We start from the raw sequence: 26841 nt of genomic DNA on the forward strand, positions 1-26841 counted from the left end.
CCTAGCAATCCGTAGCGACCGGCCGTTGGCCGGGCGGCCTTCGCAAGCGACACCGTCAGCATCATTCGCATGAGCTATCGTCGTTCTGGCGCAGTGCGACTTGGATTGACCGCGCATTTGATTACACTTGAAACCTATTTTCGCGATCCCGGATACCCACCCATGAAGCTTGGTTCTTTGAAGGAAGGCGGCCGCGACGGCACCCTGATCGTGGTCTCGCGCGATCTGCGCCAAGGCGTGCGCGCCACCGGCATCGCCGTGACCCTGCAGCAGGCACTGGAAGACTGGAGTCACCTGGCGCCGCGCCTGAACGCCCTGTATGAATCGCTGAACGACGGCGACGCCGACGGCGTGTTCGATATCGACCTGCAGGCACTGGCCGCCCCGCTGCCGCGTTCCTATGAGTTCGTCGACGGCAGCGCCTACCTGCCGCACGTGGCCCGCGTGCGCCGCGCCCGTGGCGCCGAGGTGCCGGAAAGCTTCTACACCGATCCGCTGATGTACCAGGCCACCAGCGCTGGCTTTTACGGCCCGCGCGATGCGGTCAAGGTGGTCAGCGAGGACTACGGCATCGATCTGGAAGCCGAACTGGTGGTGATCACCGACGACGTGCCGATGGCCGTGACCCCGGAGCAGGCGGCCGGCCACATCCAGCTGATCGGCCTGGTCAACGATGTCTCGCTGCGCAACCTGATCCCGGGCGAGCTGGCCAAGGGCTTCGGCTTCCTGCAGTCCAAGCCGCGTTCGGCGCTGTCGCCGGTGTTCGTCACCCCGGATGAGCTGGGCGAGGCCTGGCAGGACAGCAAGGTCCACCTGCCGCTGGTCACGCACATCAATGGCACCTGGTTCGGCGCGCCGGAAGCAGGCGTGGACATGCAGTTCAACTTCGCCCAGCTGGTCGCGCATGCGGCCAGGACCCGCCCGCTGGGCGCCGGTGCGATCGTCGGCTCGGGCACCATCGCCAACGAAGACACCAGCAAGGGCGCCTCCTGCTTCGCCGAACAGCGCACCGTGGAAACCCTGCGCGACGGCAAGCCGAGCACCCCGTTCATGTCCTTCGGTGATGTGGTGCGGATCGAGATGTTCGACGCGGCCGGCGAGAGCATCTTCGGTGCGATCGAGCAGCGCATCGAGCAGGCGGCCAAGCCCTGATCGCGGGGGCGGAGACCGTCATGGAACCGATCGAACTCTTCAGTTACTGGCGGTCCAGCGCGGCCTACCGCGTGCGCATCGGGCTGAACCTCAAGGGCCTGCCGCACCGGATCACCCCGGTGCACCTGGTCCGCGAGGGCGGGGAGCAGCACAGCGCGGCCTATGCCGCGCTCAACCCGCAGGAACTGGTGCCGACGCTGCGCCATGGCGAGCGGGTGCTGCAGCAGTCGATGGCGATCCTGGACTACCTGGACGAGGTGTTTCCGGCCACGCCGTTGCTGCCCGGCGATGCCGAGGGCAGGGCGCGCGTGCGTGCGCTGGCCCAGCTGGTGGCCTGTGACATCCACCCGCTGAACAACCTGCGGGTGATGCAGTTCCTGGAGCGCACCTTGCAGGCCAGCGCCGAGGCGCGCACGCAATGGACGCTGCACTGGATGGCGGAGGGGCTGGCGGCGATGGAAACGCTGCTGGCCGGCCATGCCGCGACGGGGACGTTCTGCCATGGCGAGCAGCCCGGGCTGGCCGATGCCTGCCTGGTGCCGCAGCTGTACAACGCGCACCGGTTCGGCCTGGCGCTGGCGCCGTACCCGACCCTGCAGCGGATCGAGGTGGCGTGCCTGGCGTTGCCGGCATTCGACGCGGCGCGGCCGGAGAACCAGATCGACGCAGGGTGAGGGGCAGGCATCGACCGTTGCTCGATGCGCCGTGTCAATTGCCCCCACCAACGGTGGGGCCTACACCGTCAGAACCCGTGCGTGATCGCCGGTGCCGAGCTGGCTGAGTAATCCGCGTACGGATCGTGCTCGTTGCCGCCCTCGGACAGCCGGAACTTCAGCGCCAGGCCATCGCGCGAGTCGGCCGCGCGCAGCGCTTCCTCCTGCTCGATGATGCCGTTCTTGGCCATCCGGAACAGGCACTGGTCGAAGCTCTCCATGCCTTCTTCCAGCGAGGCTTCCATCGCCGCCTTGATCTCGTGCACCTGGCCGCGGCGCAGCAGGTCGCGGATCATCGGGGTGTTGATCAGCACCTCGGTGGCCGGCAGGCGGCGCCCGTCCTTGCCCTTGACCAGGCGCTGGGAGACCACCGCGCGCAGGTTCAGCGAGAGGTTCATCAGCACGTTGCGGTGCGCGCTCTCAGGGAAGAAGTTGAGGATGCGCTCGATGGTCTGGTCGGCGTTGTTGGAGTGCAGGGTGGCCAGGCACAGGTGCCCGGTTTCGGCGAAGGCGATCGCCGCTTCCATGGTTTCCGCATCCAGGATTTCGCCGATCAGGATGACATCGGGCGCTTCACGCATCGCGTTCTTCAGCGCGTGGTGGAAGGTATGTGTGTCCAGCCCGACCTCGCGCTGGTTCACGATCGACATCTTGTGCTTGTGCAGGTACTCGATCGGGTCCTCGATGGTGAGGATGTGCCCGGTCGTTGTGCTGTTGCGGTGGTCGATCATCGAGGCCAGCGAGGTGGACTTGCCCGAGCCGGTCGAGCCGACCACCAGCACCAGCCCGCGCGGGGTCATGATGACGTCCTTGAGCACCTGCGGCAGGTTGAGCTCTTCGATGCTGGGGATCTTGCTGCGGATCGCACGGATCACCATGCCGACCTCGCCGCGCTGCTTGAACACGTTGACGCGGAAGCGCCCGGCATCGGGCAGGGCAATGGCCATGTTGAGCTCGAGCTCGCGCTCGAACTGCGGGGCCTGGCCTTCATCCATCAACGAGTAGGCGATCTTCTTGACCATCCCGGGCGGCAGCCCGGTATTGCCCAGCGGATAGAGTTTCCCCTCGATCTTGATGTATACCGGTGCTCCGGTCGTCAAGAACATGTCCGACGCGTTCTTTTCGGTCATCAGCTTCAGGAAATAGCCGATATCCATGCGAAATGTTTCCCCAACAATCAGCGGCTTGCCATTGCAAGCGCACCGCAGGCTTCCGACAATGGCCGTGCACACAACTTCTGGCGACGGCACCCCCAATGAAACCTAGCTTCGCACAAATACGACGGGCCCTGTATGTGACGGTGTGCGCATTCGCGCTCTCTGGTGCCGCACAAGCGCAGGATGGCGCCCTGGAACTGATGCAGGCCCGGCAGGCGGTCGACAAGGCCACCCAGGCCGATGCCGACCAGTACGCCCCGGACCTGATCGCCGTGGCCCGCCAAGGGCTCGAGCAGGCCCAGCGTGCCGCTGGCGACCGCCGGGAGCGCAAGAACGCGCCGATGCTGGCCGTTCGCGCCACCGTCGATGCCGACCTGGCCCGCGCCCGCAGCGAAGAAGCCACCGCCACCGCCCAGCTGCAGCTGCGCCGCAATGAAGTCAGCCAGCTGCAGCGCCAGCTCGCCACCGGGGAAGACCGCTGATGATGTCCACCAAGATGCGCCTGCCCTGCCTGCTGCTGGCCGCCAGCCTGAGCCTGCCGGTGCTGGTCCAGGCCGCCGATGACCCGGCCGTGGCCCAGCTGACCCAGCGCCTGATGGCGATCCAGGCCAATCCGGATGCGGCCCAGCTGGCCGCCTTCGAGCGCCTGCAGGCCCAGCAGGCCGTGGCCGATCTGGCCAAGGCCAAGCGCCGGGATCTGGACCAGGCCCGCTACCTGGCCGAGCGCCGGGTCGAGATCGCCGAAACCAGCGTCCGCGCCGCCCTGGCCCAGCGTGAGGTCGATCAGCTTGAACGCACCCGCAGCGAGCTGCTGATCGAAGCCAGCCGCCGCGACGCCCAGCGGGCCCGCCAGGAAGCCGAGCGCCTGCGCGTGCAGGCCCAGATCCAGGCCGAGGAAAGCGAACGCCTGCGCCAGGCGGCCGAACAGGAAGCCCTGGCCCGCCAGGACGCCGAAACCGCGCTGACCAGCGTGGCCGGCAAGCAGACCGCCCGCCTGAGCGCGGCCCAGCAGAACGCGGCCAAGCTGGCCCGCGAAGAAGCCGAGCTGGTGGCAGGCAGCAAGCTGCCGGGCTCCAAATTCGACAGCCGTGGCGAAGTATTCACCTTCAATGGCGACGCCTTCGCAGCCGGCAAGGGCAGCCTGTCCGGCGGCGCCAAGGGCCAGGCCAAGGCCTTGGCCGAGTACCTGAACATCGGCAAGAAGGGCCGGGTCCGGATCGAGGCGTACGACGCTGCGGCCGGTGTCGGGCAGCAGCGCGCCGAGGCGCTGCGCGATGCGCTCGTGGCTGCCGGTGTCAGTGCCAGCCGGCTGCAGGTCAGCGGCAAGAAGGCCGCCGCGACCAAGGCCCGCTCGGCGGAGGTCATCATCGCGCCCTGATGCCGGGCCGGTGCTGCGTCATGATCGGGGGTCATGACGCAACTGGTTGTTTTTGTTTAATTTTCGTTGTTCTGCGCGTTCAGCCTGAACCCTGCTTAGGCGGGGTCGACGATATCGTTTGAAAGGGTTGAACCGGCCCCGAAGCAAGCGTAGGGTCAGTTGTCCGGGTCGCCTTCCGCGGCCCGGACGATAGGAGGGCCGGCAATGCACCAGCGCCACGAATCACAGCAGTCGCAGGTCCAGTCAGTACTGGACGCCGCTGCGGGTTCGCAGGTCAGGGTTGCCCGTCACTCCGCCCCAAGCAGCGCCCCGTGCCGTCAGGCCGGGGCGTTCTTGTTTCTGCAGAAGCGATAGGAGGTTCATCATGTTTGAAGGTCAGCCCCAGAGCGATATCGACGCACGGCGCAAGCAGGATCCGGAATTCAAGGCGCTCTACGAACGGCACCAGAAGTTGAACAAGAAGTGCATGGATGCCGAGCTGGGTGTGCTTCCGATAGACAGCCTCACCCTGGGACAGATGAAGCGTGAAAAGCTGCTGGCCAAGCAGAGACTGGAACGGATGTACGCCTCCCCCGTGCACTGACCCCCCTTACCGCCCTACGTCGCGGGCGGTTCCGGTCTCCTCGTCGACCGGTGCCGTCCGCGCCGCTTATGAACGCGGCAACCTGACTTTCGCCGCCAACCGTCGGATAATCACCGGTCCGGCCGCCTTGCGGCGCGAATCGATGTGAACCGATGGCAATCCACTCCTCCGTACTCGAACTCATTGGCCAGACCCCGATCGTCAAGGCCCAGCGCCTGGATACCGGTGTCTGCGAGCTTTACCTGAAGCTCGAGAGTGCCAATCCCGGAGGATCGATCAAGGACCGCATCGGCCTGTCGATGATTGAAGCCGCCGAGCAGCGTGGCGACCTCAAGCCGGGCGCGACCCTGGTCGAGGGCACCGCCGGCAACACTGGCCTGGGCCTGGCGCTGGTCGCCCAGCAGAAGGGCTACAAGCTGATCCTGGTCGTGCCGGACAAGATGAGCCGCGAGAAGATCTTCAATCTCAAGGCGATGGGCGCCGAAGTGCGGCTGACCCGTTCGGACGTGGCCAAGGGCCACCCGGAGTACTACCAGGACATGGCCAAGCGCGTGGCCGAGGAAACCCCTGGCGCGTACTTCATCAACCAGTTCGGCAACCCGGACAACCCGGCCGCCCATGAATTCGGCACCGGCCCGGAAATCCTGGCGCAGATGGACGGCGACCTGGACGCGATCGTGTTCGGCTGTGGCAGCTCCGGCACCATGACCGGCCTGTCGCGCGCCTTCTCCACCCTCTCGCCGAAGACCGAACTGGTCCTGGCCGACCCGGTCGGCTCGATCCTGGCCGAATACATCAATGACGGCGTGCTCAACGACAAGTCGGGCAGCTGGCTGGTGGAAGGCATCGGCGAGGACTTCCTGCCCTCGATCGCCGATTTCAGCCGCGTCACCAAGGCCTACGCGATCAGCGATGCCGAGAGCTTCCATACCGCACGCGAGCTGCTGGGCAAGGAAGGCATCCTCGGCGGTTCCTCGACCGGCACCCTGCTGGCCGCGGCGCTGAAGTACTGCAAAGAGCAGACCACCCCGAAGAAGGTGCTGGTGCTGGTCTGCGATACCGGCAACAAGTACCTGTCCAAGATGTACAACGACTACTGGATGCTGGACAACGGCTTCCTGGAGCGCCCGCAGTCGGGCGACCTGCGCGACCTGATCCTGCGCCCGTACGGGCAGCGCGACACCGTCGTGATCGGTCCTAATGATCTACTCACCACCGCCTACCAGCGCATGAAGCTGTATGACGTGTCGCAGCTGCCGGTGATGGACGGCGACCAGCTGGTCGGCATCGTCGATGAAAGCGACGTGCTGCTGCATGTGTACGGCGACGAAGCCCGCTTCCGCGACCCGGTTGCCACCGCGATGGTCAGCAAGCTGGATCGCCTGGACGTGAAATCCCCGATCGAGGCCCTGCTGCCGGTGTTCGACCGCGGCCAGGTCGCCATCGTCATGGACGGCGCCAATTTCCTCGGCCTGATCACCCGCATCGATCTGCTGAACTACCTGCGCCGGCGGGTACAGTAAGCGTCTGCGTCGCAATGAATTCCTGTTTATCCGCGTCAACGGCCGATTAAGCCGCCGCTGATAGACTTCCGCTCCTTTTGCGGAGCCCCCATGGGGGCTTCTATTGCTGGGAAACAACATGTCCGATCACGCTTCTTCCGGGCACGGCGACCGCTCGCTCGCCCTGGCCACGCTGGCGATCCATGGCGGCCAGTCGCCGGATCCGAGCACCGGCGCGGTGATGCCGCCGATCTATGCGACCTCCACCTATGCCCAGTCCAGCCCCGGTGAGCATCAGGGCTTCGAGTACTCGCGTACCCACAATCCCACCCGCTTCGCCTACGAACGTTGCGTGGCCTCCCTGGAAGGCGGCAGCCGCGGTTACGCGTTCGCCTCGGGCATGGCCGCCAGCTCCACCGTGATGGAGCTGCTGGATGCCGGCAGCCACGTGGTGGCGATGGACGATATCTACGGCGGGACCTTCCGCCTGTTCGAGCGCGTGCGTAAGCGCACCGCCGGCCTGCAGTTCAGCTTCGTCGACCTGACCGACCTGGCCGCGTTGGAGGCCTCGATCACCCCGCAGACGAAGATGGTCTGGATCGAGACGCCGACCAACCCGATGCTGAAGATCGTGGACATCGCCGCAGTCGCTGCGATCGCCAAGCGCCACAACCTGCTGGTGGTGGTGGACAACACCTTCGCCTCGCCGATGCTGCAGCGCCCGCTGGAGCAGGGCGCGGACCTGGTCCTGCACTCGGCCACCAAGTACCTCAACGGGCACTCGGACATGGTCGGTGGCATGGTCGTGGTCGGCGACAACGCCGAACTGGCCGAGCAGATGGCCTTCCTGCAGAACTCCATCGGCGCCGTGCAGGGCCCGTTCGACAGCTTCCTGGCGCTGCGCGGCCTGAAGACCCTGCCGCTGCGCATGAAGGCGCACTGCGCCAACGCGCTGGCCCTGGCCCAGTGGCTGGAAAAGCACCCGGCCGTGGAGAAGGTCATCTATCCCGGCCTGACTTCGCACCCGCAGCACGAGCTGGCGACCCGCCAGATGAACGGCTACGGCGGCATCGTCTCGATCGTCCTCAAGGGCGGTTACGAGGCGGCCAAGCGCTTCTGCGAGAAGACCGAACTGTTCACCTTGGCCGAGTCGCTGGGTGGCGTGGAAAGCCTGGTGAATCATCCGGCGGTGATGACGCATGCGTCGATTCCGGTGGAACGTCGGGAAAAGCTGGGCATCAGTGATGCGCTGGTGCGGCTGAGCGTGGGCGTGGAAGACCTGGGTGATCTGCAGGTGGATCTGGAGACGGCTCTGTCGGCCGGATCGGGCGGCGTCGGCTGAGATGGCCGATCCCACTGTCATGGTTCCGCTGCGCCATCGCCTGGTGCAGTGGGTGGTCAGCCAGGCCTGGTTGAGGGCGATATACCGGCTCGTGCCGGCCGCGCTGCGCAACCGGGTGACCGGGCGGCTGATGGCGCCCCCGGAGCCGGTGTACTGTCGCTTTGAGAATGAAGACCGCTGGGAACAGCGCCGGCACGCGGTTCCCGATGCGCCGGTGCACTTCTTCGGGCAGGCCGACCCCGCCTGGGCGGGACACGGTGTCAACGTGTTCGCCTACCTGCGCGGTCAATTCGGCCTGGCCGAGTGCGCGCGTCTGTACTCCCGCGCGCTGCTGGGGGCACGTTATCCCGCCGCGCTGGTGGACGTGGACATCAACTTGCCGCACGGTTGGAATGATCGCAGTCTCGACGCATACATCAGCGACGCGGCGCCACATCGGGTGCATCTGGTCTTCATCAATCCTGATTTCCTGGACGCTGCACTTGATCAGATTGGCAAGGCCCGCCTGGAGGGTGGCTACATCATTGCGTGCTGGTTCTGGGAACTTGAGAACATCCCCTCGACCTGGCTGCCGGCGCTGCAGCAGGTCGACGAAGTCCTAGTTGCATCGCGCTACGTCGGCGAGGCCTTCGCGCGGGTTACCGACAAGCCCATCCTGTGCGTTCCGCTGCCTCTCAGTGATGTCGGCGACAGTGGCCTGCAGCGCGAGGACTTCGGCATTGCGTCGGGCGACTTCGTGTTCCTGACTTCGTTCGACTTCAACTCCTACGTACACCGGAAGAACCCGTTCGCTGCGATCCAGGCCTTCCAGCAGGCGTTCCCGGCCGAGCGCAAGGGCGTGCAGCTGCTGATCAAAACCAGCAACGGTTATCGTCGCCCCGAGCGCCTGCAGCTGTTGCTGGACGCGACGTCGGGCGATCCGCGCATCGTGGTGCGCGACCAGGTGCTTGACCGCGCTGACGTGCAGGCGCTGCAGCGCTGCGCCGACGTCTATGTATCGCTGCACCATGCGGAAGGATTTGGCCTCGGCCTGGCCGAGTGCATGGCCCAGGGCAAGCCGGTCATCGGCACTGGCTGGTCCGGCAACATGGAGTTCATGGATGCCAAGAACAGCGCTCTGGTCGACTACACGTTGGTACCGGTCATGGAAGGCGAATATGCGCACCATGAAGGCCAGCGCTGGGCAGCGGCGGACGTGGTCGACGCGGCGCGCTGGATGCGCCGGCTGGCCGACGAGCCCCAGCTTGCTCTGGCCATGGGCGAACGCGCCCGTGAGTCGGTATTGCAGACGCTGTCGCCCGAACGCGCAGCGCGCGCGCTTATCGCCCGGATCGAACAGATCCACCAGCAGCGCGGACTGATCTCCACCCCGTCCACCGTTCCCCCCTCCCGCCAGGAAGGATCAAACTGATGCACAGCTATTCCGCCACCTTCAAGGACCTTCGTGAAGGTATCCAGGGGGCCAAAGTTTCATTCCATATTGCCAAGGGGGACATCCAGGCGCGCTACCGGCGCAGTGTGCTAGGGCCGTTCTGGCAGTCGCTGGCCACCGCCGTCGGCGTGGTCGGTCTGGGCCTGCTGTGGAGCCAGCTGCTCAACATTGACCGGGAAAAATTCATTCCTACCCTTACCGCCGGCCTGATCATCTGGCAGATGCTGGCAGGGGTACTGATCGAAAGCTGCGGGCTGTTCGTCCGGCAGGCGTCGATCATCCGTAACGTGGTCATGCCCTTGTCGGTCCATCCGATGAGCATCGTGATTCGCTATGTGGTCAACTTCGCGCACAGCCTGATCGTCTTCGTGATCGTGGCAGTGTTCATGAAGATCGAGGTGAACTGGAACACGCTGCTGTTCATTCCCGGCCTGCTGCTGGTCATGGCCAACATGCTCTGGCTCTCGTTCGCGTTCGGCGTGATGGGCGCTCGTTACCGCGACCTCGAGTACGGCGTGGCATCGATCATGCCGATGCTGTTCCTGATCAGTCCGGTCATGTACCGCTTGGAGAACCTTCCGTTCTCCTCGATGATCCTTGAGTTCAATCCCTTTACTTACCTGATCGAAGTGCTGCGCGCCCCGATGCTGGGTCACGTACCGTCCCTGACCACGTACGTGGTGTTGGTCGTCGGCGCTGTCGTCGGCTGGATCGTGGCGTTCTGGTTCCTGCACAAAGCCAAGCTGCGCCTGCCTTTCTGGATCTGATGATGACCGCCAAGCTCAATTTCGAGAACGTTACCCTCCGCTATCCCATCTACAACTCGCACAGCCTGTCGCTGCGCCGGAAGATGATGGGCATCGCCACCGGTGGCCGCCTGCAGGCCGGCAGTGGTCAGATTACCCAGGTCACCGCACTGGACAATGTGTCCTTCTCCCTCAAGCAGGGCGATGCGATTGGTATCGTCGGCCACAACGGCGCAGGCAAGAGCACTTTGTTGCGAACCATGGCCGGCATCTACACCCCGCTGGAAGGCCGTATCGAGCGCGTTGGCCGGGTCGCCACCATGCTCGAAGTCGGTGCCGGCATGGACCCGGAACTGTCCGGGTATGAAAACATCCGCCGGATGGGCTTGATGCTCGGGCTCACCCTGAAGGAAATCAACGCGCGCATTCCGGAAATCGAGGAGTTCACCGACTTGGGCGATTTCCTCCAGCTGGCGGTGCGCACCTATTCGGCCGGCATGGCCATGCGCCTGATGTTTGCCGTGGCGACCTGCACCACACCCGATATCCTGCTCGTTGACGAGGTTTTCGATGTTGGCGATGAAGCGTTCAAGGAGCGTGCTTCGGCGCGCATGCACAACTTCATCAAGTCCTCCCAGATCTTCTGCCTGGCCTCGCATTCGATGGACACAATCGCCGAATATTGCAACCGCGTATTCGTGCTCAACCACGGCACGCTTCGCGAAATCCCGGTCTCACAGCTGACAACGGAAGGTTATGGCATTGAATCTCAGGCTGGGTAACGCGGTCAGATCCGCGGCGGACAAGGCGGTGCAGTCGCGCGCCACCGACGGTTTCCTTGCGCCCGGGCAGGAGGTCGAGATCTCCAATGCTCGCTACTCGGGAACGGAGGCATTGACCATGCGCGGCTTCGCGGTTCCGGAGGAAGACGGCGTATGGTCAACCGCGGCAGTAGCCAGGGTGGACGTCCGCATGCGTGCTGCCAAGGTCAATCGGCGCTACCGCGTTGTGATAGGCGCCATGCTCTTCCAGGTGCCCGGTCATCGCGCGCTGGTGGCGATCAGCGTCAATGGCGGGCCGCCGAACCAGGTGCTTGGCAGCGGGGCCGGATGGATGCAGATCGAAGCCGATTGCCAACTTGGCAAAGTCGGTCGGTCACCGGGCGTTTCCATTGAGTTTCAGATCGCCAATCCGATGTCCCCCAACGCACTGAACATGGGGGATGATCATCGATTGCTGGGGCTTAAGCTCAGGTCCATTCGGATCGTGGACATCGGCCTTTCCGCGGGTGCTGAGTCGGACGAGGAGGAGGATGCTGCGCCGGTGGTCAACCCGTCGGGTGTTGACGTTCCCAGCGCTGCAGCAGTCGAAGAGCTGTCGCCGCCCCGCTCGCCGGGTGAGGTGATCCATGCGCTGGCCAGCCGTGGTCCCCTATGGCGAAAGGTTCTGATCGACAGGAATCCGCTGGTTCGAATCGCGCGCTGGATGCGTCGCGTCACGCGTTCACTGCAGGGAATGCAGCAGCAGTTGGACCTGATTCGCCTGGATTCCGCGCGGCAGACCCGCGAACTGGCCCAACGGGTCAGTGAGATTGAACTCGACGCGGCGGCCAAGCGGGCCGAACATGAGCGCGTCATGTCAGGCGGCGATGCCATCATGCAGCAGCTGCAGCAGAACCACGCGCGCCTGATGTCGATCGATACCGCGCGTGGGGACCATGCCCAGGGGCTAGGCGCGCTTGCCAGCAGTACGTCGGACTTGGCGCGCAATTACGACCAGTTCGTCGAAACACTGCGCAAGAAACAGCAGACCCAGCAGGCCCTGGTGGAAGCTTTCGACGCCGTGGATGCCCGCATGCGCACGTTGGACGAGCGTATGGCGCAGCTGCGCACCGATCACGAACGGCGGTTCGGGATGGGTGTGGGAGAGCTGACTGCCCGCCAGGCTGACCTTCTGGATCTCATGAATGCCGTCGACCACCGTTGGCGTGAATCCCATGCGGCGTTGCACGACTCGATGCAGAAAGTGGTTGATGTCTCCATAAGCAAGGGTCGTTCGAATGACGATGCTGCGGCACTGGCCAGGCTGGACGACCTGGTGCGTTCAATCGCCGTGGCCCAGACGGGGCTTGGCGAGAGTCTGCAGGAACAGGCCGATCAGCTAAGCAACCTGATTGCACACGGTGGCGCAGCTGACCCGGAGGCAGCCAGCCTGCCGGCGATGTTCATTGCCGCCCACGAAAAACTGGATGCAATCGGGTTGCAGACGGCACAAGCGGTAGACGTTCTGGTGGCTGCGCATGAAAAACTCGATGCCCAGCGTCGCGGGCTGGAAGCTTTGCCCGCGATGGTTTCGAGCCATGCCACAGGCAATAGGCGGGTGCTGCGTGCCCAGCATGGCTGGCTCATCGCGACCGGCTTCGGGTACTTCTCATGCGACGAGCACGATGACCTCTTGGCGATGTGCCTGGCGGAGTTCGGGGACGTGGAGCGGGGCCTTCGCCTCTTCCTGGAGGCAGTGCTCGCCCCCGGCGATTTCTTCGTGGACGTCGGCGCCAATATCGGCCTGCACACCGTGGTTGCGGCGCGTCGCGTCGGGAGGGAAGGACGGGTGGTAGCGGTGGAGGCGATGCCGCGTACTGTCCAGCATCTGCGTACGTCGCTGCGCCTGAGCGGAGTGGAGGATCGGGTCACGGTGTTCCCCTTCGCAGCAGGTGCCCGCGATGAGGTTGGTCACGCATTCCACATTGCATCTGTGGCAGGGCACAGCTCCCTGTATCCCCTGGATGAGGAAACCGTCGAAGAGGTACGGGTGGACATCCGGACCCTTGATGGATTGGTGCCCGCAGGTACGGTGAAGTTGGTCAAAATCGATGTCGAAGGGGCCGAGCTGGACGTCATTGCCGGCATGACCCGTTTGATCGAGCAGAATCCACACGTTGGCATCATTGCAGAATATGCGGAATCCCATCTCGCACGCGTGGGGACGGCGCCCGACCATTGGGAGCAGATGCGTGCCGAGCATGGGTTCGAGCTGTATCTCATCGACGACCTGAATGGGCACTGCCAGCGCCTCTCCGCGTTCGGAGAACTCGCGGGGCGAGTAAGTTCCAACATTCTGCTCTGTCGTGATGGCAGCGATGTGGCATGGCCCGGAATTCCCGGTCGGGCGGGCACATGACCAGGGTCGCCGTGGTGGGCGCCGGCGGGCATGCCAAGGTCATTATCGATCTTCTGCGCGCGGGAGGGCACGAGGTGGTTGCCTGCCTTGATGCCGGGCGGGAAGGCCAGGTTGTCAATGGGGTGCCCGTACTCGGTGCCGAGGCAGCCGTACTGCCCGTGCTGGCCGCCGATGGAGTTGCGGCTGCCTTCGTCGCGCTAGGAGATAACCGGCTGCGCCGCAAGGTGGCTGCAACAGTGGAGGCGATGGGCTTTGAAATCGTCAACGCCATTGGGAAAACCGCGGTCATCTCCCCGTCGGCGTCGCTGGGAAAAGGCTGCGCCATCATGGAAGGGACCGTGATCAATGCGGATGCGCGTATCGGCGATTTCGCTATAATCAATACAAATGCGTCAATCGATCATGATTGCCAGATTGGCGCATTCGCCCATATTGCCCCCGGTAGTGCGCTGGCTGGCACCGTGACGGTCGGTGACGCAGTGTTCATGGGGGTCGGTTCACGCGCGATCCCAGGGATCACCATTGCAGAAGGTGCCATCGTTGGCGCCGGCGCTGTGGTTGTCCGGGACATTGGCTCGCCAAGCACGTGGGTGGGAGTACCGGCCCGACAAATTTCGAAAAAGGATTGATCCAATGTTGTCGACAAAGCGGATCCCCGTTGCCGTTCCTAGTCTGAACGGAAACGAGAAAAAATATGTGAACGAATGTCTCGATTCGACCTGGATCTCATCGGCCGGCGAGTTCATTGGAAGGTTCGAGAAGAGTTTCGCTGACTTCTGCGGCGTCCGCCACGCTGTAGCCATCAACAATGGCACCACGGCAATTCACCTGGCTTTGGTGGCGCTGGGCATTGGCGAAGGTGACGAGGTTCTGATCCCGACCCTTACCTATATCGCCACCGCCAATGCTGTCGCCTACTGCAATGCGAAGCCGGTGCTGGTGGATTCCGAACCGGGCACGATGAACATTGACCCGGCTAAGCTCGAAGCTAAGATCACGCCCCGCACCAAGGCCATCATCGTGGTTCACCTGTATGGCCACCCGACGGACATGGGCCCGGTGATGGAGATCGCGCGCCGACACAACCTCAAAGTGATCGAAGACGCTGCGGAGGCGCATGGCGCCGAGTACAACGGCAAGCGTGTCGGTGGTATCGGCGACTGCGCAACCTTCAGCTTCTTCGGCAATAAGATTGTCACCACCGGCGAAGGAGGGATGGTAACCACCGATGACGACGATCTGGCCGCGCGCCTACGCCTGTATCGTGGGCAGGGCATGGATCCCAAGCGTCGTTACTGGTTCCCGGTGGTGGGTTACAACTACCGGATGACCAACGTCGCCGCGGCGATCGGGCTGGCGCAGATGGAGCGGATCGAAGAAGCGCTGGAAACGCGCCAGAAGATCGCAGGCTGGTACGACCAGGCCTTTGCCGCGCACACAAACATCATCGAACGCCCCGTGGTGGCCAGTTACGCCCACCACGTGTACTGGATGTATACCGTGCTGCTCACGGGACTGTCCGACGCCCAGCGCGATGAGGTCATGCGCCTCATGGATGCAGATGGCGTTGAAACCCGACCGGTGTTTTACCCGATGCACGTGCTTCCTCCCTACCTTCAGGACGGCGCCGAATTCGCAGTGGCCAATGACCAGGCTGCGCGCGGCGTGAACCTGCCCACTCATGCCCAGCTGGACGCCGGGGACATCGAAAGGATTGTCGCCTCGCTGGTATCGGCCATCCGCCAAGCAGGTCGCTGACGTTGCGTATCGCGATCTGTTCATCGTTCGTACCCTTCGTCAACGGCGGCGCGCGTTTCATCGTCGAATGGCTGGAGCAGCGTCTGCGCGAGCACGGGCACACAGTGGAGCTGATCTACCTGCCCATGAGCGAAGAGCGTCCGGAGACGCTGCTTCGCCAGATGAGCGCGTACCGGATGATGGACCTGAGTCAGTCGGTGGATCGCATCATCACCACGCGACCACCGTCCCACCTGATCCAGCACCCCAAAAAGGTGATCTGGTTCATTCATCATTTCCGGCGCTTCTACGACCTTTGGGAAACCCCACACCGCGGGTTCCCGGACGACGCACGCCATCGCGCCCTGCGCGACGCAATCGTTCGCGCTGACACCGTGGGCCTGTCCGAAGCGCATCGCCTGTTCTCCAACTCGCAGGTCGTTGCTGACCGTGTCAAGCGCTACAACGGGCTGGAGCCGGAGGTGTTGTACCCGCCGCTGCACGACACCCGCCGTTTCAGCGACGCCGGCCAAGGCGACGAGATCGTTTACATCTGTCGAACCGAAGGTCACAAGCGCCAGCACCTGCTCCTGGAGGCTTTTTCCCATGTGCGTACGCCGGTTCGGCTGCGAATCTGCGGAACGGGCAGCAATCCAGCGTACGGCGAGACTATGCGCCAGTACATTGCCGAGAATGGGCTGGAGAGCAAGGTTACGTTCGTTGAGCGTTGGATCACCGAGGATGAAAAGGCGGGCTGGCTGTCGACTGCGCTTGCCGCCGCGTACCTGCCCGAGGACGAAGATTCGTACGGCTATCCCTCTCTCGAGGCGGCCCACTCGCACAAGCCTCTGCTGACGACCACAGACTCCGGCGGCGTCCTCGAATTCGTCCAGCACGGACGCAATGGCCTGGTGGCAGAGCCGGATCCGCGGGCCTTGGCCGAGGCGATCGATCAGTTGTGGACGGATCGCCAGAAAACCCGGGCGATGGGAGAAGAGGCCCATTCCCGCGTCAGCGAGCTGAAAATCGACTGGAGCCATGTGGTGGAGCGCTTGCTGTCATGAAGATTCTGGTTGTTAACAATATGGTTCCGGGCATGCGTGGCGGTGCGGAGGAACTGGCGGACCAACTGGTCCTCAACCTGCGCAAGGCCGGCCATGAGTCCGAATTGTTGCGCGTCCCGTTCACGTGGGAGCCGGCCGAGCGCATCGTCGAAGAGATGGTGATGTGCCGGAACATGCAGATAAACAACGTGGACCGTGTTATTGCGATGAAGTTTCCCGCATACATGATTCCATTCCCGGAGAAAGTGCTGTGGCTGGCGCACCAGTATCGGCAGGCCTATGACCTGTGGGATGCGGGGCAAAGCAACATCGCGGACACGCCGGAAGGGCGCCAGATCCGTGCAGCCATCATCGAGGCCGACAACGCGGCTTTCGAGCCGGTCAAGGACATCTTCGTGGTTGGGCGCACCGTGCAGGAACGGCTGTTGCACTACAACCGGCTGCAATCTACGGTACTTCGCGCGCCCTTGAACGACGAGACGATGTATCCCGGTGGACCATACGGCGACTATGTCTTTGCGGGTGGACGAATCAACTCGGGCAAGCGCCAGCACCGCTTGATTGAAGCCATGGCGCGGCTGCCCGGCACGGGGCGGCTGGTGATCGCCGGTCCGGCCGATACACCGGGGGACGCTGATCGTCTGCGGGCCTTGGTTGAGAAGCATCGGCTGGGCGATCGGGTCACCTTGGACATCGGCTTCCTGCCCCGACAGAAGATTGCCGACTACGCGAACAATGCGCTGGCCTGCGCCTATCTTCCGTTCGCGGAGGATTCCTATGGCTACGTCACGATGGAGGCCTGCCAAGCCCGCAAGGCGGTGCTCACCGTCAACGATTCAGGCGACCTCACCGAACTCATCCATGATGGCGTGCATGGGTGGGTCTGCGACGATGATACCGACCAGCTTGCTGCGGCGCTTTCTGAGCTGTTCGCCAACCGCGCGCGCACTGTCGAGCTGGGCAATGCTGCGCATGCGCACTGGACAGGCAAGAACATCAACTGGACGACGACCGTGGAGGCGCTTGCCCGATGAAGATCATCTGGGCCACCCCATACTCCGAGCACTCGGCCATCGCACGCTACAGCCAGGCGGTGGTTACCGAGTTGCGTGGTCGAGGCCACCATGTTGCGATCTACCGCACCGAAGTCGGTGCCGATGCGGAGCTTCCCCCGCGTGAGAATGCGTGCGTGCTCGTGCACGGATCGGAGGAAGAACACCATTGGCTGCACGAGGCGGACCTGGTGATTGCCAATGTTGGCGATCACTTTGCCTATCACGGTGGCCTGTTCGAACTTGCGCAGAAGCGACCTTATGTTGCGGTACTACACGACTGGTGCGTGCTCAATTTCTTCTGGGGTTGGCTGCTCGCCAATCATCGTTCGCATCACGCTGCGCGCCTGATCACCGGGATGTACGGCGAGAAGGCCGGGGAGTTGTGCGCAACTGCGACGTGGGAAAACCTCCTTGAGCGCGCCACCCAGCACTTTCCACTGACCGAATGGATCACCAGCGACACGCTCGGCTGCATCATCCACTCCGAGTTCTATGGCGAGCGGGTGCGGAACTCGTGTGCTGGTCCGGTGCACAAACTGTCGTTGGCATACCCGGTCGAGGCATTTGACCTTGATAGCCGGGCTGTAACGCCTGCTGGCGGCCCGCTGGCGGTTCGCACCTTTGGCATGGTCAATCCGAACAAGCGTATCGACCGGGTCATTCGCGCGTTGGCGCGTGATCCTGCGCTGGCCGCGCGCACCGACTATCGTGTGCTGGGCCCGGTCGACGATGGCGAACGCCGACGGCTTGAGCAGGTCTGTAGTGAAGTCGGGTTCACCGGCCTTACCTTTGAAGGGAGGGTGAGCAATGAACGCCTGCACGAAGGCATGGCGGAGGCGGATGTTATCTGCTGCCTTCGCGACCCAGCCCTTGAGGGCGCATCCGCGTCCGCTATCGAGGGCATGCAATCCGGCGCACCGGTGATTGTCAGCGACGCTGGGTTTTACGCTGAATTGCCTGATGAATACGTTCTCAAGGTGGGCACTCACGAGCCGGAAGGCGCACTGCTTGGCCACCTCCAGTTCGTTGACCGCGAGCGCGAGCATGCCCGCAGGATAGGTTTGGCCGCTGCGGCCTGGGCGGCCCGTGAGTTTTCCGCATCCAATTACGTAGACGGCCTAGAGCAGGTCATTCCCGGGTTCATCGCAGCCGAGCCCTACCTGTTCAATGCGCAGGAACTGGGCCGGGAGCTGGGTAGAATGGGCCTGCCCGGCAACAGCAAGGCTGCTGCCAACGTCACCAACACCCTGGAGCGCATGTTTTCCCTGTGAACCCCTACAGGACAGCATGCCCGCCACCGCATTTTTTCGAGGAACGAAAAGCCATGAAATCAGCAGTAATCACCGGTATCTCCGGCCAAGATGGCGCTTACCTAGCGCAGTTGCTCTTGGAGAAGGGCTACAAGGTCTACGGCACCTACCGCCGCACCAGCTCCGTAAACTTCTGGCGTATCGAAGAGCTGGGCATTGAAAAGCACCCTAACCTCCACCTGGTTGAGCACGACCTGCAGGACCTGGGTTCGTCGATCCGCCTGCTGCAGGATAGTCAGGCAACTGAGGTGTATAACCTCGCTGCCCAGAGCTTCGTTGGCGTCTCCTTTGACCAGCCGGTGCTGACCGCGCAGATCACCGCGCTGGGCGCGCTGAACCTGCTCGAGGCCATCCGTGCGGTCAACCCGAAAATCCGCTTCTACCAGGCCTCGACCTCCGAGATGTTCGGCCTGGTGCAGCAGGTGCCGCAGACCGAAGACACGTCGTTCTATCCGCGCAGCCCCTATGGCGTGGCCAAGCTCTACGCGCACTGGATGACGGTCAACTACCGTGAGTCCTACGACATGTTCGCGTCCAGCGGCATCCTGTTCAACCACGAATCGCCACTGCGTGGGCGTGAGTTCGTGACCCGCAAGATCACCGACTCGGTAGCCAAGATCAAGCTGGGCAAGCTGGACGTGATCGAATTGGGCAACCTGGATGCCAAGCGCGACTGGGGCTTTGCCAAGGAGTACGTCGAGGGCATGTGGCGCATGCTGCAGGCCGACAAGCCGGACACTTACGTGCTGGCAACCAACCGGACCGAAACGGTGCGTGACTTCGTCACGATGGCCTTCAAGGCAGCTGACATCACAATCGCATGGGCTGGTGAAGGTCTGGATGAAACCGGTACCTGCACCCAATCGGGCAGGGTTCTGGTCAAGATCAACCCGAAGTTCCACCGCCCGGCGGAAGTGGATCTGTTGATTGGCAATCCTGAGAAAGCCAAGCGTGAGCTGGGCTGGGAGCCGAGCACGACACTGGAAGAGCTTTGCGAAATGATGGTAAAGGCCGACCTGCGTCGCAACGAAGCCGGCGCATCGTTCTGATGCAGGGCCTGTATGTGGGCTACCCCAGGGCAGCCTGGCGTGCGGGCGGCACCTGCACTACAACAAGAGAACCATACCGATGACACCGATTGCTCTGGTCACCGGAATCGAAGGGTTCACCGGGCCGTACATGGCCCGGGAACTCGAGCAGCTTGGCTACCGCGTTCATGGTCTGCGGCGTTCCGGCGAGTCGACTGCAACTGTATCCGCAGTGGACCTTCTCGATGCCGAAGACGTCGCCCAGGTAGTGGAACGGGTCAAGCCCGACGTGATCGTGCATCTGGCCGGGATCTCAAATGTCGCGCACCGCGACGTTTCTGCGATTTACCAGTCGAACGTGGTAGGAACCCGCAACCTGCTCGATGCGGCCGCGCAACTTCAGCGCCCGCCGTCAGGTGTTCTGGTGGCGAGCAGCGCGCTCGTGTACGGGCCGTCGTCCCATACGCTGCTTTCGGAGCAGTCGCCGATGGCGCCCTTCAACGATTATGCCGTCAGCAAGGTGGCAGCCGAGTACGTATGCAGGTTGTACACGGACCGGTTACCGATCGTGATCGCGCGCCCGTTCAATTACATCGGCATCGGCCAGGCACTGTCTTTCTTCGTCGCCAAGGTCGTTGACCACGCGCTGCGCGGGGAGCGGGTTCTGCGGCTGGGAAACCTGGACGTAGAGCGCGACTTCACCGACGTTCGCGACCTCGTCCACTGCTACGGTCTTCTGATCGAACAGAAGCAGGGCGGTGAGGCAGTGAACATCTGCAGTGGTCGTTCCGTCAGCCTGCGTGCGGTCATCGCACTGATCGAAGAACTGTCTGGTATCCGCTTCGAGATCCACAGCGATACAGAGTTCGTTCGCGATAATGAGGTGAACCGGCTGGCAGGTTCAAACGAGCATCTACTGCAATTGACCGGCGGTTACGCGTTCCGGCCTCTGCGCGAAACAATCGAGTGGATGCTGCAGGCCCGGTGAGCCTGCAGGCCAAGGTCGGAAACAAGAACGCCCGGGTCAGTCGACCCGGGCGTTTTCAATTGCATGCCGGGAATACGGGCTTACTTGGCGGGAACGGGGTTGCCCTGACCGTCGCACAGGCCCTTGCCATCGGCGCAGCGTGCAAACGGACCGATTACCGCCGTCGGCTGCTTCAGGTCGTAGCCGAACCATACGACGTTCTCCTGAAGCGGCTCGAACTCGACCTTGTGGGCAACGGCAAAATCAGCGGGAAGGCTGACATCTGCTTCCCCGGTGGCGCCCGGCTTGATATCTTCCTTGAAGGCAGCGCGGGTATCGCTCGCTCGCGTATCCGGCTGGCCGCCCTGGCCCGGCACCTTCTGAACCACGCCCAGGGTGACAGCGTTTATGCCGGTCACCGGGTACACCACACTGCCCGTGTTCTTGACGGCGATCTTCACAATCAGCTGGTCAGACGCAGCGTCATAGTACGGGCCTTCCAGCACGCTTGCCGACGCACTGACCTGCTCTGGCTTGAGCGGGGTGTTGACCTTGTCATTGCTCGGGGCGGCCGGCTTCGGGCTGGCGCCAATCGGTGTTTCTTCGTTGTTCGACGAGCAGCCGGCAAGGGTGGCCGCAGCAACGGCGACGACGAGGGCCAACTTGAGCGAAGCGATACTGCGGGTCATGCGGGTTCCTTTTTTTGAGGGATGAGGTCGGATCTGTGTCCGGCGTGCTGGGCTTAATGGCGCGGGGAGAATCGGACCCAATCCATGGCGACCCCGACGCCGTAGAAATTCATGTCCACCGGTACGTGGAAGACGGCCTCGTTCCGCCCATTCACCAGCTCACCAGCGGGGATATAAGTATAGAACTCGTTGTCGGTAATCCACACCAAGGGGTGCTCTTGGCTGCCGTTGATCGAGATCGTCAGGGAGTTGCGATCGGTGTTGCCCGCAATGGCCTGGACGCGCCCCTTGACGACATAGGGCGCCTTGCGAGGTTGCATGTTAAACACCAGCGACGCCTCGGGCATATTAGCCCACGCCGTGGAGACCTTCTTGAACCTCCCATCATTGGTCCATTGGCTGTCCTGCCAGCCTCGGCCGTGCACGGCCGCTTCCAGGCTCCACCATCTGCCGAAGTCCCACCGGAACGAATCAGACCCTTCCTGGCTGCGGAACTGATGGAATGCCAGCGGCCACGGCCTGTCAGCCACAACGTTAGCATAGCGGCGCGACAGGGTGTCCTCACCCCGCTTCAGGCGGGCCAGCTGTGCTGGAACCGGCACGACATTGCCATCCTTGTCGACCCGGACCACGACAGCGTTGGGGTCGGCGACGTTAATGCTGACCTGCGGCTGACGGGTTCCCTGTCCGGGCGCTGCGACGGTCGGTCCATCGGTGAACAGCCAGCCATCGGTCGATCGGGCACAGCTGCCTGGACGACCGAAGGCATCCAGGCGCTGCCAGTAATCGCCTGGCACCGTACAGGTGTACACCAGATTGACGGGCGCCCCGTAAAGATAGGTCAGCGCATGGAACATGTTGTCGCGGAGCATCCAGACGCTGCTGATCCGTTCGCTGCCATCAAGGATCACGACATTGGTTTCCGGACCGATCGCAGGTACGGTGGTGACGACGTTGGCCAGTACCTGACGTTCCGTATCGGAGAGTTTCTGGTAGTGCTGGAACTGGAACATCTGCGCCGCCAGGCCGAGCGTTACCAGCGCCGTTCCCGCAGCGAGGCTGACGCGTGGACGCCTGTTGCCAAACAAAAGCGCAAGCAGGCCAACCGTGGCTAGACCAGCGCCAAAGGTCGCAAACAGGAAGGTGCGCTGCGAAATGGCCATGTGGGCGGGCGAGGAGAGAAACGGCAGATAGCCGAAGGCCGCCATCACCAGGCCGATCAGGACCACGCGCGCACTCAACCCACGCATAGCCACGGCCGGTTCCGGCGTGGTCGTGGCAGGCGGGCCACGACGAGCGGCATAGGCAAGGAGCGCGGCGATGATCGCCCCGGTCACGACCACGTAGATGTAGTTCCTGAACTCCTCGATCAGGATCATCACCGCATCGACCCAGCCACCGACCAGCGCCCGGCCCATCCCGGTGAACGTCAGGACCCAGAGCCGTTCCTGGACCATCTGCATGCTCGTGCTTTGGCCACCGACGACACTGCTCTGGTAGGTCGACCCGTGCGCCAGGACGGTGTAGATGTAGCCGAGGCAGACGGCGACTGCCAAGCCCCAGCAAAGCGTCACTGGCAGCTGCTTGAAGGCGATGCGCAGGGTGCCACGAACGCCATGGCGTGCCCACAGCATCAGGAACGGGAAGGGCACGAAGATTAGCGCTACCTCGTAGATCTGGATGGCAACGCCCAGGCCGACTGCGGACAGCAGCGACAGGACCAGCCCGCCACGGCCCAGAGCCTCCCGACGTTCATAGGCGTACAGCAGTCCGGCCACGCCCGCCATGCCAAGCGCAACGGCACAGTTGATGTGGAACGAGCGGAACGAAAGCTGCATGGTGTCTGCGGGAAGCACGATCACCAACAGGGCCAGCATCACCGCGTACAGGCGCGACCTGAGCAGCCAATAACCCATCAGGCCGGCAGCGGTGCCCTTGACGATCAGCGATGCCATCTGCAGCAGATGCATGCCGACGAAGGAATCGGGCGAGAGGAGGTACGCAACCGCGTTGGGTGCTGCGGTCAATGGTCGCAGCCGGTGGCTGGCCAACGGGCTGTTTTCACCGGCGAAGAAAAACACGCCATGGCGAGTAAGCAGGCTAAGGATGTCCCACTCCTCGATGTTGCCGACCATGCCAAAGCCAAAGGGCAGCCATAGCAGGCAGACAAGTATGGTGGAGGCGAGGGCGAAATAGCCCGCCGCCCTCATCGTGTCTCTACGGTCGGTCGGAGAAATCATGGAATACATCCTGTGGTTGTGTGATGCAGCCTGCGCGCAGTGGGCAGGCTCAATGCGAGGGCGGTACGGCATGGTCGTCGCGCTGGGGCCGGAAAACCCAATAGTTCATCACGATGAAGACGACCACAGGAACGATGACCGCCGAGAACGCGATGCCCCAACGATAATCCAGGCCGAACACGTCGGCTATCAGCTTCATGCCGACCGTGGACAGCGTGAGATTGAACGCATGCAGGCAGATGAAACGCATGCCTTCGCGGCTGATGTGGCCGCTGGAAACGAAGGTGAAGCTGCGATGGGCGAAGAAGTTCGGCGGAACGAGCAGTAGGTAGCACGCCACGGTGGCCCAGGTGGGATCCATGCCGAGCCTGCTCACCGCCAGCCAGGTCAGTACGCTGAAAGCAACAGTGCTGATGCCCCCGACCACGCAGAAGCGCAGGAATTTCATGACTAGCGCACGGTCGGCCTGCATCATCGGGCCGACTCAGCATCGGCCGTGCCGTTCAACACCGTGCCCCGCACGTACTGCGGCCGGTTGCTCACATTGAGCAGCACCCGGCCCACGTATTCACCGACCACGCCGAGCGCCAGCAGCTGGATCCCGCCCATGATCAGCACCGCGACAATCAGTGACGTCCAGCCGACCGCAGTCTGCGGCCAGATGAGCTTCTGGACCACGAGCCCGGCTGCGGCAAGGAAGCCAAGCCCTGAAGCTGCGACGCCCATCAGCGACGCCACGCGCAGCGGCTTGATGGAGAAGCTGGTCGCCATCTGCATCCACAATGAAATCGACTTGGACAGGCTGTAGCCTGATTTGCCGTCGTCGCGATCGTGGTGGTCGGCCTGCAGCGTGGCGATGTTTGACGTGCTCTGCACGATCAGTCCATCAAGATACACAAACGGGCCTTCGTAACGCAGCATTTCGTCGCGTATGTCGCGGACGAAACCGCGGAACGGGGATAGGTACAGGCCCTTGGGTTTGCGCAGCAGCCAGAAGGCCACTTGGTCGTTGAATCGGCTTCCCATGCGCTTCCACAGCGCATGCCGGCGCCGCTTGAACTGCACGTAGCAGACATCGGCACCGCCATCGAGCACCTCGACGATGCGGGCGATGTCGTTGGGCGAATGCTGCAGGTCATCGTCCATGGTCACGATGTAGCGACCCGCACAGACGCCAAGGCCCGCCATGATCGCGTTGTGCTGCCCTGCGTTCTTGCGCAGGCGGACGCCCTTCAGCCACGGGCGGCTGGCGCACAGCCCGGCGATGACGTTCCAGGAATCGTCCGGGCTGCAATCGTAGACAAGCACCACTTCGTAGCTGCGACCCAGCGCGTCCAACGCCTGTTCCAGGCGCTCGGCCAGGCGGGGTAGGATAGGGGCGCTTCCGTAGACCGGAATCACCACCGAAACATCAATCATGTCCAGCTCCGTAATACTTGCGCAGCAGGCGGCGGGTATAGCCCGGGGAGGCATCGATCCCCGCAGGCCCGGCGTAGATGCAGAAGGTCGCTGAATCCGGCGTGGCGCCGCCGCCGCGATCTATCAGGGTGTATACGGCCTGCTGACCGAGCGTTTCTTCCACCAGCGGCAACAGTTGCTGCAAGGTTAGGCTTTCCGGAGGCGCAAGGTCGAGCTTACGGTCCCGCTCCAGCCCGCCCCTGAGCAGGTGCATCGTGATCGCGGCGACGTGGTCGACATCCACCAAACAGCGTACTGCGTGGGACCACAGCTGCAGCGGATCACCGGCGCGGATGTGCGAAACCAGGTGGTTGACCAGGGTGTGCGGATTGTCGGTGTTGCCGACAACCTGGGGCAGGCGCAGGATCAGGTGGTTGCCGCGCGCCTGGATCAACGCCTCCATTTTCCGCTTGTGCACCGCGTAGGGCGTCCCCGCGCGGTCATCATCGGTGACGCTGCAGGTACTGAAGTACACGAACCGCCCCGGGCAGGCCCGCAGCGCGTCGGCCAGCAGGTCGGCCTCGCGCTGGTACTGCGCCGGATCCGATTCCTGTGAATTGGAAACACCGGATGCAAACACAGTCGTGTCGAGCTGCTGAAGCTCGGCGGCATTGAAGGCGCGCGCAAGCAGGCCACGCCCAATGATCGCAACGTGTGCGAGTTGGTTGTCAGCCTGCCTGACTGTCGGCACGGGGCCAGTCACTCAGCTGCGCCCATACTGGTCTTCAAAACGCACGATGTCGTCCTCGCCAAGATAACTGCCCGACTGCACTTCGATCAGTTCCAGCGGCAGCTTGCCCGGATTCTTGAGGCGATGGGTCACGCCTAGCGGAATGTAAGTGCTCTGGTTCTCGGTGAGCAGGATCACGTCGTCGCCGCGGGTGACCTCGGCGGTGCCGCTGACCACGATCCAGTGCTCGGCGCGGTGGTGGTGCATCTGCAGGCTGAGCGTCGCGCCGGGCTTGACCGTGATTCGCTTGACCTGGAAACGGGCGCCATTGTCGATCGAGTCGTAGGCACCCCACGGGCGGTATACCTTGCGGTGGGCGGCCGCTTCGCTGCGGCCATCACGCTTGATCTGGCCAACGATTTCCTTGACGTCCTGGACGCGGTCCTTGTGGCCCACGAACACCGCGTCATCCGTTTCAACTACCACTACGTCCTGCAACCCAACCATTGCGATGAGGCGGGTGCCATAGGCATAGCTGTTACGGCAGTCGAGCGCGATCACATCGCCATGGCAGGCGTTGCCGTCAGCGTCCTTGTCCGAGACTTCCCAAAGCGCGGACCATGAGCCCACGTCGTTCCAGCCGGCATCCAGCGGAACCACAGCGGCATCGGCTGTCTTTTCCATCACCGCGTAGTCGATCGAGTCATTGGGGCTGGCGGCGAACGCATCGGCATCCAAGCGGATGAAATCAGTATCGCGCGAGGCCTTGTCCAGCGCGGTTCGGCAGGCGGACAGGATCGCCGGCTGCAGCGCCTCCAGCTCCTCCAGGTAGCGCGAGGCCTTGAACAGGAACATGCCGCTGTTCCAGTAGTATTCGCCGGAGGCGACATACTGTTGTGCGGTGGCCAGATCGGGCTTTTCCACGAACCGATCAACCGCGCGCACGCCTACGCCTGCCTGCGCCTTGATGTAACCGTAGCCGGTCTCCGGCGCCGTCGGCACGATACCGAAGGTGACCAGCTTGCCGGCGTCGGCCGCGATAGCGGCCTGCCCGACCGCGGCATGGAACGCCGCATCATCGCGCACGACGTGGTCGGACGGCAGCACCAGCAGCAGTGCATCCTCACCCGTCGCCAGCGCCTGCAGCGCGGCGATGGCGATGGCCGGTGCGGTATTGCGGCCGATCGGCTCCAGGATCAGCGCCTGCGGGGTCACGTTGCATTCGCGCAGCTGTTCGGCGGCCATGAAACGGTGTTCCTGGTTGGCCACCACGATCGGGGCTTTGCCCGCGATGGCGGCCACGCGGTTCCAGGTGGCCTGCAGCATCGTGACATCGCCCACCAGTGGCAGGAACTGCTTCGGATACGCCTCGCGCGAAAGCGGCCACAGGCGGGTGCCGGAACCACCGGAAAGGATGACGGGGAGAATGGGCAACATG

The 26841-nt window shown here is 63.3% G+C and carries 25 protein-coding genes; 18 read left to right on the forward strand and 7 right to left on the reverse strand.

Annotated elements, in window-relative coordinates:
- The first annotated feature begins 162 nt into the window (after positions 1–162).
- Both AC06E9_RS09305 and maiA read left to right on the forward strand, forming a co-directional pair.
- Positions 163–1152 (forward strand): fumarylacetoacetate hydrolase family protein, encoded by a 990-nt coding sequence (locus tag AC06E9_RS09305; RefSeq protein ID WP_121042521.1) that lies wholly within the window; start codon positions 163–165, stop codon positions 1150–1152.
- A 20-nt stretch (positions 1153–1172) separates the two neighbouring features.
- On the forward strand, positions 1173–1826 hold the full coding sequence (maiA, locus tag AC06E9_RS09310) for a maleylacetoacetate isomerase (protein ID WP_282259203.1): 654 nt from the start codon (positions 1173–1175) through the stop codon (positions 1824–1826).
- Positions 1827–1894: 68 nt separating this feature from the next.
- Here maiA and AC06E9_RS09315 read toward each other — a convergent pair whose 3' ends face one another.
- Complete coding sequence (locus tag AC06E9_RS09315) at positions 1895–3022, reverse strand: PilT/PilU family type 4a pilus ATPase (RefSeq protein ID WP_121042525.1); 1128 nt, start codon at positions 3020–3022, stop codon at positions 1895–1897.
- Positions 3023–3120: 98 nt separating this feature from the next.
- On the opposite strand from AC06E9_RS09315, the gene AC06E9_RS09320 reads away from it, so the two are divergent.
- The 16 genes from AC06E9_RS09320 (at position 3121) to AC06E9_RS09395 (ending at position 20367) form a co-directional block, all read left to right on the forward strand.
- Complete coding sequence (locus AC06E9_RS09320; protein WP_183073797.1) at positions 3121–3504, forward strand: DUF4398 domain-containing protein; 384 nt, start codon at positions 3121–3123, stop codon at positions 3502–3504.
- 14 nt (positions 3505–3518) lie between these two features.
- Positions 3519–4400, forward strand: a complete 882-nt coding sequence (locus AC06E9_RS09325; protein WP_282259245.1) for a coiled-coil domain-containing protein — start codon at positions 3519–3521, stop codon at positions 4398–4400.
- Between the two features lie 364 nt (positions 4401–4764).
- Entirely contained in the window at positions 4765–4983 is a 219-nt protein-coding gene (locus AC06E9_RS09330) for an HP1242/YdcH family protein (protein WP_121042527.1), read from the forward strand.
- Between the two features lie 152 nt (positions 4984–5135).
- Positions 5136–6506, forward strand: coding sequence for a pyridoxal-phosphate dependent enzyme (locus AC06E9_RS09335; protein ID WP_102788976.1), 1371 nt, complete (start codon positions 5136–5138; stop codon positions 6504–6506).
- A 118-nt stretch (positions 6507–6624) separates the two neighbouring features.
- Positions 6625–7827 carry a cystathionine gamma-synthase gene (locus AC06E9_RS09340; RefSeq protein ID WP_461770666.1) on the forward strand — a complete coding sequence of 401 codons (1203 nt, stop codon included), beginning with the start codon at positions 6625–6627 and terminating at the stop codon, positions 7825–7827.
- 52 nt (positions 7828–7879) lie between these two features.
- Entirely contained in the window at positions 7880–9238 is a 1359-nt protein-coding gene (locus tag AC06E9_RS09345) for a glycosyltransferase family 4 protein (protein WP_282259190.1), read from the forward strand.
- Positions 9238–10026, forward strand: a complete 789-nt coding sequence (locus AC06E9_RS09350) for an ABC transporter permease (RefSeq protein WP_121042533.1) — start codon at positions 9238–9240, stop codon at positions 10024–10026. The genes AC06E9_RS09345 and AC06E9_RS09350 overlap by 1 nt, the downstream gene beginning before the upstream one ends.
- A gap of 2 nt (positions 10027–10028) precedes the next feature.
- Positions 10029–10787: an ABC transporter ATP-binding protein gene (locus AC06E9_RS09355; RefSeq protein ID WP_121042535.1), complete on the forward strand. Its 759-nt coding sequence runs from the start codon at positions 10029–10031 to the stop codon at positions 10785–10787.
- Entirely contained in the window at positions 10762–13185 is a 2424-nt protein-coding gene (locus tag AC06E9_RS09360) for an FkbM family methyltransferase (protein WP_121042845.1), read from the forward strand. The genes AC06E9_RS09355 and AC06E9_RS09360 overlap by 26 nt, the downstream gene beginning before the upstream one ends.
- Complete coding sequence (locus AC06E9_RS09365) at positions 13182–13814, forward strand: acetyltransferase (RefSeq protein WP_121042537.1); 633 nt, start codon at positions 13182–13184, stop codon at positions 13812–13814. The genes AC06E9_RS09360 and AC06E9_RS09365 overlap by 4 nt, the downstream gene beginning before the upstream one ends.
- Before the next feature lie 4 nt (positions 13815–13818).
- A complete protein-coding gene (locus tag AC06E9_RS09370) occupies positions 13819–14943 on the forward strand; it encodes a DegT/DnrJ/EryC1/StrS family aminotransferase (RefSeq protein ID WP_282259180.1) in 1125 nt (374 codons plus the stop codon).
- A gap of 2 nt (positions 14944–14945) precedes the next feature.
- Entirely contained in the window at positions 14946–15986 is a 1041-nt protein-coding gene (locus AC06E9_RS09375) for a glycosyltransferase family 4 protein (protein ID WP_121042541.1), read from the forward strand.
- Positions 15983–17020 (forward strand): glycosyltransferase family 4 protein, encoded by a 1038-nt coding sequence (locus tag AC06E9_RS09380; RefSeq protein WP_282259177.1) that lies wholly within the window; start codon positions 15983–15985, stop codon positions 17018–17020. Before AC06E9_RS09375 ends, AC06E9_RS09380 begins: the two co-directional genes overlap by 4 nt.
- Positions 17017–18312 (forward strand): glycosyltransferase family 4 protein, encoded by a 1296-nt coding sequence (locus AC06E9_RS09385; protein ID WP_121042545.1) that lies wholly within the window; start codon positions 17017–17019, stop codon positions 18310–18312. Before AC06E9_RS09380 ends, AC06E9_RS09385 begins: the two co-directional genes overlap by 4 nt.
- Before the next feature lie 53 nt (positions 18313–18365).
- On the forward strand, positions 18366–19400 hold the full coding sequence (gene gmd / locus AC06E9_RS09390; RefSeq protein ID WP_121042547.1) for a GDP-mannose 4,6-dehydratase: 1035 nt from the start codon (positions 18366–18368) through the stop codon (positions 19398–19400).
- A 79-nt stretch (positions 19401–19479) separates the two neighbouring features.
- The gene (locus AC06E9_RS09395) at positions 19480–20367 is read left to right on the forward strand and encodes an NAD-dependent epimerase/dehydratase family protein (RefSeq protein ID WP_478055961.1); all 888 of its coding nucleotides are present in this window, start codon (positions 19480–19482) and stop codon (positions 20365–20367) included.
- An 80-nt stretch (positions 20368–20447) separates the two neighbouring features.
- Here AC06E9_RS09395 and AC06E9_RS09400 read toward each other — a convergent pair whose 3' ends face one another.
- The 6 genes from AC06E9_RS09400 to AC06E9_RS09425 are packed head-to-tail and all read right to left on the reverse strand — an operon-like array spanning position 20448 to position 26840.
- Positions 20448–21035 (reverse strand): hypothetical protein, encoded by a 588-nt coding sequence (locus AC06E9_RS09400; protein WP_121042551.1) that lies wholly within the window; start codon positions 21033–21035, stop codon positions 20448–20450.
- 53 nt (positions 21036–21088) lie between these two features.
- Positions 21089–23275: a hypothetical protein gene (locus tag AC06E9_RS09405; RefSeq protein WP_147433914.1), complete on the reverse strand. Its 2187-nt coding sequence runs from the start codon at positions 23273–23275 to the stop codon at positions 21089–21091.
- A 49-nt stretch (positions 23276–23324) separates the two neighbouring features.
- Positions 23325–23723, reverse strand: coding sequence for a GtrA family protein (locus AC06E9_RS09410; protein WP_183073798.1), 399 nt, complete (start codon positions 23721–23723; stop codon positions 23325–23327).
- A 23-nt stretch (positions 23724–23746) separates the two neighbouring features.
- Positions 23747–24748, reverse strand: a complete 1002-nt coding sequence (locus AC06E9_RS09415) for a glycosyltransferase family 2 protein (protein ID WP_478055962.1) — start codon at positions 24746–24748, stop codon at positions 23747–23749.
- A complete protein-coding gene (locus AC06E9_RS09420) occupies positions 24687–25436 on the reverse strand; it encodes an NAD-dependent epimerase/dehydratase family protein (protein ID WP_259462190.1) in 750 nt (249 codons plus the stop codon). Before AC06E9_RS09420 ends, AC06E9_RS09415 begins: the two co-directional genes overlap by 62 nt.
- Positions 25437–26840: a mannose-1-phosphate guanylyltransferase/mannose-6-phosphate isomerase gene (locus AC06E9_RS09425; RefSeq protein WP_121042561.1), complete on the reverse strand. Its 1404-nt coding sequence runs from the start codon at positions 26838–26840 to the stop codon at positions 25437–25439.
- Position 26841: the final 1 nt, after the last annotated feature.

Source organism: Stenotrophomonas sp. Steno-Z10-BAI, assembly GCF_056393115.1.